Consider the following 13454-nt stretch of genomic DNA (forward strand, 5'->3'; position numbering starts at 1 on the left):
TACCGCTCAGGCGGCCTGATTTACCAGCAGCGAAAACCCAATCTCCCAGGAGTAAGGGTAGCGATACTCCTGGGAGATCTTACCTCAAAAAAATGCTTGATGCCTGCGGTCCACAACGGATGCGTACGGATCAGAAAGCGCTCGGCGTCGCCCTCAACCAAGATCACGCCCCGCGCGAAGACCAACTCGGCGCGCGTTACGTCCAGATAGCGTTCGAGGTCCTCGACATCGTCATCGGAGAATTCGGCCGACGCTGTTGAATATCCCTTGGTTCCGGCCCCGGCCTGCTCACGCAACAGCAGCAGCGAGGTGAGCGGCGCAACACTTGCGATGTGGGGGGAATGCGTGGTCAGGATCACCGTTAGCGGCTGGGCATCGGCCTCCTCCTCACCATCATCATGTTCAGTTTCGACGATCGTCTCGAACAGATGTTTGTAGACGAGGCGCTGAAGATGTGGGTGGAGATGCGCCTCCGGCTCCTCGATCGCGAGCAGCGAATGATCGCGCTTGTTGGAGTCGATCAGCCGCTTCAGGTCGAGGAGCTTGAGGGTCAGGAAGATCAAATTCGCAGAGCCGAGACTGGCATCGGCAATACCACGGCGTCCCTGGTCAATCAGCAGCCGGATCTGACGGTTGATCCGCGCGGCATCGGTCGCCGAGAAGCCGAGCGACGGGTTCACATTCTGTTTTGGACCGCTCATTGCGAGGAACAGCTCGGCTATCTGCTCCTCGAGCGACTTGACCTCGTCGAATCCAAGAACGGCGTTTGATGCCTCCGAAATTTTCCCGCCGATCGCTGCCAAAGCATCAGCATCGATTCCGACGAACGCGTCCTCGACCAACGGCCGGAGGGGCGAGCGGCGCCAAGCTGCGAGATCTCCCTCGGCATCTCGCAGTGCAGGCAGGAGGTCCATCGTGATCCGTCGGCGCAGGTCGTGGCCAAAGCGTTTGGCCTCGTCCTCTCCGCCGAAACAGATGAAGGAGAAATCATCATCGCTCTTCGGCGCGTGCTCCAGCCCCGGCTCAGGCCGCAGCTGGTAAGTCAGCCGTACCGTGTCGGCATCGTCGTTAAGGCGAAAGTCGGTCAGTACCGCAAGAACGTCGAGGTCGTCCTCGAAATCCTTGATCTCTACCGTGACGGTGATTCTTGAGTTCTCATCGATCGCGTCGAGGCCGTCCCAGAAATCTGCCAGACCAAGTTGCCGGCTGCTGTCAGGTAGGGAGGGATCGAAGACGAGCCGTAGGGCATAGAGGAGATTGCTCTTTCCTACCCGGTTCTCACCTACGATCACGAGGTTGCCGCCAAGTGCGACATCAAGATTCTGGAAATTACGGAAATTCTCGATCGTAATGCGCGATAAGTGCATGGCGCCCCCGCCCTCCTTTGAATTCACCCTATACACTTATTCGCGTCGTCTCGGCAGCTTTCGGCTCAGTCGGGTCTCATACCTGCGAGCTCACAGATAAGTTGACTCATCGGTTCACGAAGTGGTTCATGTCGACGAATCCAAAGCCGACGCAAGAGGTCTTCCGGCACATAAGCATCGTATTTCTCAACTACGAGATTTTCCACGAACCGACCGAGGTCCTCGATTGGAGGGCAGCCATCAATTGATGCGATAACATCAAAAGCATCATCGATTGAACAGCCGGTTAAAGTGATTCCGACGTCGAATGTTTCGCAGGCGAAGCCCATTGACGTGAGCAGCACGGCGAGCAGAGCATTTGCTGATGTACCTCGCCAAGTTAGGACGTGCGTCGCGGAGCCCGCATCGATAAAGTGGGATTTCTGTAGAACGAGCTGGGCGAAGGCCGCGCGGCCCGCTGCCAAGAATTCTTTGGCATTGTCGTCGAGATAGTCTGGGAGTTCATGGCTCAGAAAAACAGCCAGCATTTCCGCTGCGAGGCGGTCATGGACAGGCTCTTGACCGAGGCGATCGAACTTTGGAACACGCCCCGCGCTATGTGCTACGACTTCAACAACCTTCGCTCTGTCATCCACATCGGTTGCCCGCCAACGACGTCCCGCAAACCCAATTATTGATCCGACAACAAGCGCGTTGACGATCGGCAGCGTTCCAAGTGTTCGTCCGGTATGGACAAGGCGCCATTCCTCGTCAGTCGCGAAGTTGGCATAAAAATCTCGCGATGCAGTTAGCCTTTCACCTTCTGCGCCGAGCATTAGCGAACAGTCGGGTGCTTGCTCAATCAATGCCGCATCGCCATTGCCCATTCCTCGGAGCAGGTCGACGAAATCGGTCTTCGTGAGTGTTGTGAATGGTCCTTGTCGGCATAAGGTCAGGTACAGTTTCCCGGCGCTGAGGGCACCCAACTGGACGATCAATGACAGAATCTGGTGGACACTGACCGAGAGCAGTGCCGGGTCGGTTTCAGGGGGCTCAACGAACTTCGATCGAAGCAGGTTCAGAGCTGCCACGGCCTGGATTACGGGAAAGTGCAATTTGTCCAGCGGATCTGCGTCCGCAGCTGGATATGGTTCACGCAAATAATTTCGGAAGATCGCGCTGGATCCCTCACGCCGACCTGACCGGCCTAGCCGTTGCCGTAATGATGCGAGCGAGCGCGGCGCGCCAAGCTGCGACACTGCAACGACCGAACCTATATCGATACCGAGTTCCAACGTGGTTGTCGCAACTGCCGTAGTTGGCAGGTGGCCGTCCTTCAATCGCAGCTCGAGTTCCTCTCGCAAGCCTTTGCTCAAACTGCCATGTGAACCGCCCCGGGATTGCCGGAGGCCCTAACTCCTGAGAGGAAGGGTCTACGATGAGCAAGACGACGAACAAGTTTTCCCCTGAGGTGCGTGAGCGGGCGGTTCGCTTGGTGCTGGATCAGGAGAGCGAGCATCCATCCCGCTGGGCAGCGATCACATCCATTGCGGCGATGATTGGCTGCTCAGGGCACACGTTGCTGGAGTGGGTGAAGAAGGCTGAGGTGAACAGCGGCAAGCGTGCCGGCGTTCCTGTCGAGGTTGCAGACAAGCTTAAGGCCTTGGAGCGCGAGAACCGCGAGTTGCGTCAGGCCAACGAGATCCTGCGCAAGGCTTCTGCATATTTTGCCCAGGCGGAGCTCGACCGCCCGTTCAAGCGATGACCAGCTTCATTGATGAGCATCGGGGTGAGTATGGGGTCGAGCCGATCTGCCGGGTTCTGCCGATCGCCCCATCAACCTACCACGAGCGCGTCGCGCAGCGGCGTGATCCGTCGCGTCTGTCGCCACGCGCCCAGCGCGACGAGGCGATGAAGGTGGAAGTACGCCGCGTGTTCGACGCCAACTTTAAGGTGTACGGCGTGCGGAAAGTGTGGCGGCAGATGCAGCGCGAGGGCTTCGATATTGCCCGCTGCACGGTGGAACGGCTGATGCGTGACCTCGGCCTGCAGGGCGTGATCCGCGGCAAGCCGGTCAAGACGACGGTCAGCGACAAGGCCGCGCCGTGCCCGCTCGATCAGGTCAACCGCCAGTTCCATGCACCGGCGCCGAACATGCTGTGGGTCTCGGACTTTACCTACGTCGCGACGTGGGCCGGGTTCGTCTATGTCGCCTTCGTGATCGACGTCTACGCCCGCTATATCGTTGGCTGGCGGGTGAGCAGGACGGCACATGCCGGCTTTGTGCTCGATGCTCTCGAGCAGGCGATCCACGATCGGCGGCCAACCCATCGCAGCGGGTTGATCCACCACAGCGACCGCGGCAGCCAATACGTCTCGATCAAATATACCGAACGCCTTGCCGAGGCCGGGATCGAGCCTTCGGTCGGCAGTGTTGGCGACAGCTATGACAATGCCTTGGCCGAAACGATCAACGGTCTTTACAAGGCCGAGGTCATCCACCGTCGCGGTCCTTGGCGATCATTTGAAGCCGTGGAATACGCCACGCTCGAATGGGTGGACTGGTTTAACAACCGGCGGTTGCTGGCGTCCATCGGCAATATCCCACCTGCCGAGGCCGAAGAGCGCTACTACGCCATGCTGGACGACACGCTAATGGCAGCATAATTTGATGAAACTGGCCTCCGGCAATCCCGGGGCGGTTCAATGATGAGGGAAGAACTCGTTTGGCACATGAGCATTCTCGCTGATCGTGCGGAGGCGGTCGGCTAAGGTTTCGACATTGGCCCGAGAACCGGCAAAGAAGAGGTTGTTGCTCCCACGTAGAGCTTCAAATGCGTGTTGAGCGATCTTAGCCAATGCGGATCCAGCGAGCGGATCTTCAATCATTACATCACCGCTAGGATCGCCTTCGGGTGGTTCCACATAAGTCCGGACTTGCACCTTAAGCGGTGGGGCGCCGCCTGCAACTGCAAGGATTTGCGCTGGCTTTGGCGCGGTTCCGCTCAACCATCGCGCGGCAAATTCGAGATCGCCTATTGTAGCCGACAATCCCACTCGCCGTGGTCGCCGATCATTGAGTAACTCGATCCGATTGAGCAAGCTCGACAGGTGCAGACCTCTTGGTCCCTGAAGAAAGGAATGAAGTTCGTCGATGATGATTGCATCGAGCGCGCCGAAAAGCGCTTCCGCAGTTGCTGGGCGCCGCAACAGCATCGCCTCGATCGATTCTGGGGTAATCAGCACCACGCCGGCGGGCGCCTTCATGACCTTGGTCTTGGGGCCTTGCGGAGCGTCGCCGTGCCAGCGAACAAGTGGTAGTTCGATCTTATCGCACAGATCCTCAAGACGGCGGAACTGATCGTTGATCAATGCCTTGAGCGGTGCGACGTAAAGAATGGCGACACCAGGCTGCTCACGCGTCGCTGAAGAGCCGAGGAGCGGCAAGAAGGCAGCTTCGGTTTTGCCGGCAGCAGTCGCGGCTGAAATCAGGACGTCCTCGTCGCTGCCACAGATTGCAGCAATCGCCTGCTCTTGCACATCTCGCAAACGAGACCAGCCCTGCTGTCTGATCCAGCGCTGGATCTGCGGATGAAGCAGATCGAACCCGGAACCGCCTTCAGAGCTCGAACGTGGCAAGCTGATCATCGCCGTCAATTGCAGTGGCAACGTCTTCGCCAGGATCGTCATCCACCGAAACACTCCCGATCAAGGTTCGCCAATCGATAGCGGGGTTCTGCTCTAGGATTGCAAGGAGATGGACGAAAGCCTTGATAGTGTTACGCGGCGTTCGGAAATAGGCTTCGCCAATACGCTGACTGCAATGCGCCATGAACGCGTCGAGTGCTTCATCGGGCACGAGATGGTTGGCTGGGTCACCTAAGGCGAAGACAGCTCGGATGTTGCCTAACAGGATCAAGAATTCTTCAGGTGAAAGGTTCTGCAAACGCACAACCGGCCCACTCAGGTCGACTAACCCAGGTGTGGCAAACTGGTTTTCTGCAAGCCGAGATTGCAAGGCCTCATAGCTGTAGAGTCCGCGACGGCTGTCCATCAGGAATTCAGGCGTGCCACCAAAAACAAAGCCAAGCCCTTCAGAATTGCCCTGGAGCATATCGTTAACCATGCGGAGGATCTGCTCGAAATTTTGGTTGCGTGCCTGGGAGCTCTGCAATTTGTAGATGTTGACCATCTCGTCGAACACGACAAGCAATCCCTTGTAGCCAGCGAGACGAGTGAAGCGAGCAAGGAGCTTCAGGCTGTCAAAGACGTCGGCGTCGTCGATGATCGAACGGACCCCTAGAGCTTGGCGCGCCTCGGTTTTTGTCGGAAACTCTGCGCGCAACCAACGAAGTGCCGAAGCCTTCAATGCCTCGTTACCATCCTCACTGCCCTGCCAGTAGCACTTGAGCACAAGGGCAAAATCGTGGCCGCCTACAAGTTCTTGGATCGAAGCCAGCCGATCATCGATGACCTGTTCAACGGGTCGCTTATCGGCGTGCGCGACCTTCATGCATTCGCTGATGAAGCGTTCGACAACGCTTGGTAGTGCGCCGCCATCCGGTTTGGTCCTTGTCGCCATATTGCGGATCGCTTCAGCATAGAGTCCGCGCGCCTGACCGCCGGTCGCGTGAATGCGACGATCTGGAGCCAGGTCAGCGTGAATGGTTACGCACCGACGTTCCAGCGCGATTAGCCGCACGAGGCTAAGGAAGAAGGTTTTACCGGCGCCGTATTCGCCGATCACGAATCGACAAGATGACCCGCCGTCGGCGATCCGGTCTATGTCCTTAATGAACGCACCGACCTCGAGCATTCGCCCTACCTGGATGTGCTGCAAGCCCACCCGCGGGACAACGCCAGCAGCGAGCGCTTGAACTATGGTGTCGCGGTCGCGAAGCCGGATTGGTGTTCGCTCGGTCATGCGGCAGCCATGCTCCTGATTTTGTCGATAAGGTGCGGTTGAATCGAAACGATATCTTCGCATTCAATCGCGATGTCGTCGAGCGCGTCGAATGCCCAATCGTTTATTGTTTCAATGGCTCCATCGGGGAGTAGTCGTTGGTCACGACAAAGGGTCTCAAAAGTTTCGGCCTCAACCGGCTGTTCCGAGAGCTTCAGCAGCACGTGCGAATGTGCGGCATCAAGGCCAGGCAGGCTCCGTTCATCTGGCTGAATTTGGGCAGAAGCTTCTGTCGGGGCCAATTCCTCTTCACGAAAAATGCTCGAGAGCATGGTCGAGACAGCGTTTGTTTCTCGCCGAAGCCGCTCCAATCTCTCGCTATCAACGACGTGGGTCGGTTGGTTCTTGCCGGTGCGTTGCGATCGTGGGCTGTCTTCGCCCGCGTGCAGTCGCGCATAAACCTCGTCCTGCGGCTTCCCGAGTGACTTGTAGAGCCCCTCCAGGAAACGCACTTCGGCCGGCAATACGCGTTGATCTGCAAGGATCGCACGAACTGCAGTGGTCAGCACTCGATCCTTTTCAGCGTCGGGCAACGCCAACAGCCGATTGGTCGCCGCTCGCATTTTCGAAGGATTCGATGCCAACGCCTGTGCGTGAGCGCGCAATCTATGTTGGTCGTTCGAATCCAGCCCTGCAATTTGTGCGACATCGTCGAGAATCACGCTCATTTCCGCCTCGACGACCTGGTCGTCTGCCTTGGCAGCCAGAACCGCAATCTCGATCATTGTGCGGGCCGAACGGTATTCATCACGGTCGTGATGCGGCTTGATCGACTTACCGATCTCGAACAGGCACAAAATTGTGTCGTCGCTTAAAGTGGGGACAGGGCCGTACCGCTTGTCTGGCTCAAAGCCGATTTGCATTGCATCGAGGATTTCGGGCAGACGCTTGAACAAAAATGCCCTTCGGTTTGCGGCCAGCGGTCCCGGTTTCCCCGCCAGAACTTCCAATACTTGACCAAGAGGCTTCTGCGCCAAACCATCTTTGCTGCCTCCGTCAAATAGGCAAGTTCGCGCTGCCGTAAGAAGCGTCTCGGCCCGATCGTCCAAGGCCTCGGCCGGACAAAGTGCAGCAGCGAGCAATGTCGCGCGTTCTTCGGGATTTCGGCCCAGGAACCGACTGAGCGGGTCGAGTGCCTCAGTACATTCCGTCAGCAGGGATTCCAACTTGGTCACAGGCCCCGCGATGGCTCCAATATCGGGCAAGTCCTCCAATGCGGCATGAGCATTGAACTCGCCGCTCGCTGCTCGATAATTGAATTGCAGACGCGTTTTGCCCCCGCGAACCTTGATGCCGTCGGGGAAGCGTTCGGCGAAGCGATAGCGCCACAACGCGCAGAACTGATCAAAGCAACGGCCAACGGCGGTTCGCGGATAGAGCTGCGGATGCGTCAAAGCCCAGCACAAGGCGTCATCGAAATCTATTGCTGTCCCGTCACGGACTTTGCGTCCAAGCCGCACCCGGATGTCAATTGGGATTTCCCAACCTCGCCGCATGTCGAGCGAGATTGCATTGCCAGTGGGTGCGATGTCGAAGATCAACTCGCCGGCCTCAATCAGCGCGCCACAGTAATTACGGAATGAGTGGTTATCGCCATAGATATCCAGCAGGCGTCGCGCTTCCGCGAGGATCGCGCGAGCATCCTTCTCGCTTTTCTCCGCGATCAAGCGACGTTCGAGGCCGTAGAAATAGACGAAAACATACCCGATGGGTGCGTTCGGCGCACAACGCCCGGAAGCAAGCCACTCCAGATAGGCTCGACGCGCTGAGGGCGCTAACTCGCTATAGTTCGGCCAGTAACCAAGAGTGGTCCCGAGCGAGTCTGCATCGGATGCAACCGACAGCGTCGGGTCCACAAGTGCACGATGGCTCGAGCGTCGATCGGCTTTCCCGTAGTAAAGCAGTTCCCCTTGGAATTCGATCCCGGCCACCCCCACCGTGGTTGGTTCGGCGATCCAATGAGCAGCTGGTGCAGGCGCAAAAGGCTTGGTGAGTTTAGCGATGAAGCTTTGAGGAGCTTCCCCTTTCGGGGCGAAAAATGACTGGGGCTGCGGCGTCGGAACTGGCCGATGACCGTAACCAGCGGCCGCCCTGCGTGCATCGTCAAGCTTGGCATGGGCATACCCACGAACGTAAAACTGACCATCCCTGCCCAGTTTGATCCCAGGTTCGATTTCGGCCCAGCTCTCTTTGGGACCGCTGTAAGTCGAAGGCTGGGGAGGACTGTCGGAGAAGCCGGCGGTAGCACCGTTTGAGCCAATGCCCGACGAAGGTGCGGCAGTTCCACGGCGCCGTTGCGCATAGTTCTCAGCTTGCGCCCTTGTGGTGAAAGTATAGCCGCCGGACATGAAGCGACCATCCGAAGTCGGAATGACCTCGTATTTGTCAGCGCCAGCGTTCATCGGCGAGACGCGATTTTCTGAGGCCTGCTCCCTTGAGGCTGAATCCAGCACCCCTTCGAGAGCAGCGTTCCTCGGCTCACCGTCGTTCTCTTCGCCATATCGGTTTCTCCCCTGTTCGCCCCGCAGTGCCATGAGACCAAGAGAAATGGCCAGTAAGGCTACGCCTGCTAGCGGTTGGATGAAAAGCGCCGCATAGCCAGCGATGTTGATCGAAACGAGCCAACCACTTCTACCTTGGTCATGCAGGCGGCGCACCTGCAGCGCAAACCATGGTACTGCCGTAACTGCCCACCAGAAAACGTATACCAGTGCCCAAGTCGGAGTAGCTTTGGCAGCGGTCTGCGCGCTGACACCGGTAAGAAAGACGGTGATGACTAATACAGCAGCCGAAAGTGCAAAGAACCACCAGAACTCGCGTGGACTCGCACGTCCGGAGAAGGCCGAGTACTTTCGAAAAGGTATTAAGGCGTTATGCATGCAGCTGAAATTGACCTATGTCGCGGCGATGTCAAACATCACTGCAATCTTGACTCAATGACACTTCCACTCACGCCTTTTCGAACGCTGAAGCCATTGGGGACAGCCTGCTGAACCAGCGGAACATGCGAAATCAATCCGACGGATCGGCGTTCGCCAACGATGTCTTGCAGGACCTGCAGAACCTGATCCAGCGTGCCAGCGTCGTTCTCGGTATCCAAACTGCCGAAGCCTTCATCGATGAAGATTGTGTCGAGCCTTATGGCTCCGTGGGTCATTTCAACAACATCAGAAAGACCAAGCGCCAGAGATAGCGCTGCGATAAACGTTTCGCCCCCAGACAGCGTTATGATCTCACGTGCCCGGCCCGTCTGGATATCATGAACGCGCACATCGAGGCCGCGCTTCGATCGCCCGCCGACACTCACAGTGTCCCGCTCGAACCGATATCGACCACCGGTCATCGGATCGAGTCTCAGATTTGCGGCTTCGAGAACCTGGTCGAACATGGCGCCGATGGCAAACGTCTCAAGGGTAGTCCGCAACTCGTTTTGCCCATCGAAGGCTTCAGCCAGACCCCGCAACGAGCCGGACGATTGCTCGAGGCTCTGCAGGTTCTTCAATTCGTCGGCCAGACTCGTCTGCAGATCCACGAGCGAGCGATGCTTCTGCTGTGCTTCGGCGCTATGCCTTGAGGCATCGTCAGCCGCTACCTGAGCTTGATTGCAGCTGAGCCTGAACGGCTCCATAGCGGGCCGCTGAGCACTGCCGACGGCATTCCTAGCAGCTGTTTGCCGCCCCCGCGCTGCCGCCAGATCCTTGTCGAATTCGACAATCGACCCTTCCAGCTCCCCGATCAAATCGATGTCGGGAATGGCGGAACGATAGGCTGTTTCGGAAATCCCGAGCTCGATCAGTCGCGACTCAAATTCAGCCTGCTTCCTTTCGACTGCATCCGCACAATCGTTGAGCGAAGCCGAGGCGTTCTGAAGGAGAGCCTCGGCCTTGATCCGAGCGGCCTGGGAGCTCTGTTGTTGCTCCAGGGCGTCAGTAATCGCTTTTTTGCGCCGATCGAGATCAGCTCTTGCGGCATCAATTGCGGCCTGCAGAACATTAGAGTCGCGCAGCGTCTCCGGAACGGAAGCGATGCGATCAGCATAACCTTGGCGGGACAAGGCTTCGACAGTGGTTGCGTCGCCCAGAGTGGAATTGGCTTGCTGAAGCTTGGTTGCGGTCGTCAGCTTGCGATCGCGGAATTCGTCCACCTCCTTTGCGAGGAGGGTCACATCGGCGACGCCGCCGAGCTTATCGATTGCGGCGAGGGCATGCTGATACTCGGTGTCGATCTCGCTGATGCCGCGCTGCGGCACCACAAGATCTGATACTGTCGCCTGGCGCGCCTCCAGCGTTGCCTTGGCCGAACTGGCGCGCGATTGAGCCTCGCGATCAATTTTCGCGGCAGCGATGGAAGCGGACTGCGCCCCTCGCCATGCTTTCTCCAGAAGGCCCGCATCACCTGTCCCGTGAGCAGGTTGAGGATGATCGCTGCCGCCGCAGACCGGGCAAGGCACACCGTCTTCCAGCCGCTCGGCAAGAACGCTCGCCTGGGCGGAAATGTAGTCGCTTTCGCGTGCGGCGTCCTCTTCACCGGCGTGATGATGGCGGGTTTGCGCGTCCAATGCCGCAGCTGCTGCAGCGTCGTACTCAGCCTGCGCCTTCTCCAGTGCCTGGGTGGCACTAAGATGTGCCTGTGCGCCACCAAGTTCGATCTTCAGCTTATCGCGCCGCCCGATCAAACCCTGCCGCTCAAGAGCATCGCGTTGCGCAGCAGCAAAGGCGGCGGACTTTTCCTCGAATGCCCGCTCGGCCTGCTGTTGATCCGCAACGGCCTGGTCATGCCCCTGCTTCGCACTGTCCAAAGCGCCCAGAGCCTTTTCATGCTCCGCGAGGCGCTCGGTTGAATCGACCAACACTTGCTTGTGGCGGCCCATTTCATCGATCTTGCGCGCCAAGGTCTCGATTTCATGTTCCTGGGACCGCAGGTCGGCCAGCAAAGCAATCGCAGCCGACGCGGCGTCGCGGGCACGAACTTCTGCGTCGCTGGCGCTGGCCTGGGCCGTTACGGCCGCTGCATGGCGCTTACGAGCGTCCGTGAGACTACTGTCGAGATCTGCCATGCGCCGTGCCAGCTCCGCACAGGACTTACGGGCACGGACGGCATCGAATTCAGGAAGCTTGCCTTCCAGCTGTTCCAGCGCAGCGCCAGCGGCATCCACTTCAACAAACAGTTTTTCTTGGGAAACCGCCGCTGCAAAGGCATTATTCGCCAAAGTGAGCACCGCCGATGTTTCGGCGACGGCTAACCGGCTGAGTTCGTATTGCTCAAGCGCGGACGCAATACCGGCGCTGAGTTCATCCGAGCTGGCAAAGCCTTCTGCCGCGAGACGCTGCCCGTTCAAGCGATAGCCGTCTTCGATCTCGCGCCGGATATCGGCAGCGTCCACTTTGAGTTTTTCAGTTAGCTTCCGGTACAGCGACACGTCGAACAGTTCGCGCAGGATCTCGAGCCGGTCCTTACTGTTGGAAACGAGAAACCTTTCGAAGCGTCCTTGCGGCAGCAGCACGATCTGACGAAACTGCTGAGCTCCGTAACCGAGTAGCTCCTCGACAAGCCGCGCGACATCGCCGACCTTGCGCTCGGCGAGCGGGACGCCGCAGCAGTCGGGGCCGACATCGTCGATCGCGACCGATGACACGTCGAAGAGCCAGGCTGCATGCGGCTGCATGGTTTGCCCCTCTCCCCTAGTCTTCGGGCGGGGCTGGTCAGGGATTCGCCGGACGTAATAGCGCTTGGCACCAAGCTCGAACTGCAGACTTACTTCGGTCAACAGCGCATCGGTTGCAAAATCCGAACGCATGGTCCCGATGCCCTGCTCTTCTTTCGCACCTTCTCCGAACAGGGCAAAGGCAATCGCGCTGAAGATCGACGACTTGCCCGATCCGGTCGGTCCGTAGATCCCGAACAGACCGGCCTCCGTGGCTTCGCGGAAATCGATGCTTTCGACGCCGCCGTAGGGGCCAAAGGCACTCAAGGTGAGCTTGATCGGCCTCATTGACCCACCTCCGTCGTCGCGAACGCATTGAGCGCGGAAGCGACGATGCCCGCCTCTGCTTCGGACAGCGGGTCGCCCCGCACAATATCAAGGAATGTCGAGGCGAGTGCGTGCGGATCGTCTATCGCCGCTCGTTGCTCCTCTAGCCGCTGCGCAACGGGCCGCTCATTTCGCTCATAGGCGAGTTGGACCGCATTGGGGTAGAGTGCCCGGATCCTTTTCATCGGGTCGATTTGCGGCGTTTCGTCCGTCAGAACCACACGGACGAGGTCGTTGGACACCTCAGTACCAGCCAGCAGTTCCAAAAGCCTGCCGCGGATGGTTCGCACATGTCGCAGCGGTTTGATGGGGAATTCGGTCACCTCGACGGTGCCGTCATGCGCGAGTTCGATCAGGCTGACGGACTTCTCCTGGCCTTCTTCATCGAAGCCGAAGGCCAGCGGCGCGCCGGAATAGCGAACATGATCAAGCCCCACCGATTGCGGGCGGTGCAGGTGCCCCAGCGCAACATAGTGCGCCCCGTCGAATGCGGCCGCCGATACGGTTTCAATCCCGCCGACCATCCGCATGAGCGGGCGCTCGCTTTCGCTCGTGGCGGCACCATCTACGAATGCATGGGCAACGACGATCCAGCGCATTCCGTCGGCAACGTGTTTGCGCGCGCTGACGAGCTGGGCGCGAATGACATCGGCCGGACAAGCAATTTCCTCGTCTTCGAAGCACAGCCGCGCCGCATATTCGAAGGCGAAAGGTAGAGCGGAAATCGCCACCGGGCCATGAGCGTCGGATATGACCAACGGCCTTTCATCCTCATCCAATGGACCTCGCACGATTGCTTCGCCGTCGGTCGCAAGAACACCCAATGCTCCGATCTGCGCCGCTGAGTCGTGATTGCCCGCGATCAAAACGATGGCGGCGGACGATGTTGCTCTTACCGTTCTCAGAAATTCGGAGAGCCTCTTTAGCGCGCTCTGGGGTGGGTTGGCCCTGTCGAAGATGTCGCCCGCGACAATGAGAACGTCTGGCCGATGATCATCGATTATCGACAGGATCTGGACGAGGGCGTGATCATGGTCGTCCTCCAGCGCCACCCCGTGGAATTGGCGGCCTAGATGCCAGTCACTTGTGTGCAAAATGCGCATTCGCAGAACCT

At 58.6% G+C, this 13454-nt stretch carries 8 protein-coding genes and 1 other annotated feature; of the genes, 1 reads left to right on the forward strand and 7 read right to left on the reverse strand.

Annotated elements, in window-relative coordinates; all coding sequences use genetic code 11:
* Nucleotides 1-20 precede the first annotated feature (20 nt).
* Both LQ220_RS22605 and LQ220_RS22610 read right to left on the reverse strand, forming a co-directional pair.
* Nucleotides 21-1367 (reverse strand): AAA family ATPase, encoded by a 1347-nt coding sequence (locus LQ220_RS22605; protein ID WP_230190322.1) that lies wholly within the window; start codon nucleotides 1365-1367, stop codon nucleotides 21-23.
* A gap of 65 nt (nucleotides 1368-1432) precedes the next feature.
* Nucleotides 1433-2722 carry a helicase-related protein gene (locus LQ220_RS22610; protein WP_290369087.1) on the reverse strand — a complete coding sequence of 430 codons (1290 nt, stop codon included), beginning with the start codon at nucleotides 2720-2722 and terminating at the stop codon, nucleotides 1433-1435.
* A gap of 62 nt (nucleotides 2723-2784) precedes the next feature.
* Here LQ220_RS22610 and LQ220_RS22615 point away from each other — a divergent pair.
* Nucleotides 2785-4013 (forward strand): IS3 family transposase gene (locus LQ220_RS22615; protein ID WP_230190324.1). Its coding sequence is split into 2 segments (ribosomal slippage): nucleotides 2785-3073 and nucleotides 3073-4013, totalling 1230 coding nucleotides; the frame shifts between segments, so codons are not numbered across the junction.
* Nucleotides 3066-3182, forward strand: a sequence feature (AL1L pseudoknot). Its footprint overlaps the gene before it by 117 nt.
* Nucleotides 4014-4049: 36 nt before the next feature.
* On the opposite strand, the gene LQ220_RS22620 is transcribed toward LQ220_RS22615, so the two are convergent.
* The 5 genes from LQ220_RS22620 to LQ220_RS22640 are packed head-to-tail and all read right to left on the reverse strand — an operon-like array spanning nucleotide 4050 to nucleotide 13443.
* On the reverse strand, nucleotides 4050-5036 hold the full coding sequence (locus LQ220_RS22620) for a DEAD/DEAH box helicase (protein WP_230190325.1): 987 nt from the start codon (nucleotides 5034-5036) through the stop codon (nucleotides 4050-4052).
* Nucleotides 4966-6270, reverse strand: coding sequence for an ATP-binding protein (locus tag LQ220_RS22625; RefSeq protein WP_230190326.1), 1305 nt, complete (start codon nucleotides 6268-6270; stop codon nucleotides 4966-4968). The genes LQ220_RS22620 and LQ220_RS22625 overlap by 71 nt, the downstream gene beginning before the upstream one ends.
* Nucleotides 6267-9188 carry a TerB N-terminal domain-containing protein gene (locus LQ220_RS22630; protein WP_230190327.1) on the reverse strand — a complete coding sequence of 974 codons (2922 nt, stop codon included), beginning with the start codon at nucleotides 9186-9188 and terminating at the stop codon, nucleotides 6267-6269. Before LQ220_RS22630 ends, LQ220_RS22625 begins: the two co-directional genes overlap by 4 nt.
* Nucleotides 9189-9226: 38 nt before the next feature.
* Nucleotides 9227-12301 carry an SMC family ATPase gene (locus tag LQ220_RS22635; protein WP_230190328.1) on the reverse strand — a complete coding sequence of 1025 codons (3075 nt, stop codon included), beginning with the start codon at nucleotides 12299-12301 and terminating at the stop codon, nucleotides 9227-9229.
* Nucleotides 12298-13443: an exonuclease SbcCD subunit D gene (locus LQ220_RS22640; RefSeq protein ID WP_230190329.1), complete on the reverse strand. Its 1146-nt coding sequence runs from the start codon at nucleotides 13441-13443 to the stop codon at nucleotides 12298-12300. Before LQ220_RS22640 ends, LQ220_RS22635 begins: the two co-directional genes overlap by 4 nt.
* Nucleotides 13444-13454: the final 11 nt, after the last annotated feature.

Origin of the sequence: Sphingobium sp. CECT 9361 (assembly GCF_918741285.1) — a bacterium.
Lineage (GTDB): Bacteria > Pseudomonadota > Alphaproteobacteria > Sphingomonadales > Sphingomonadaceae > Sphingobium.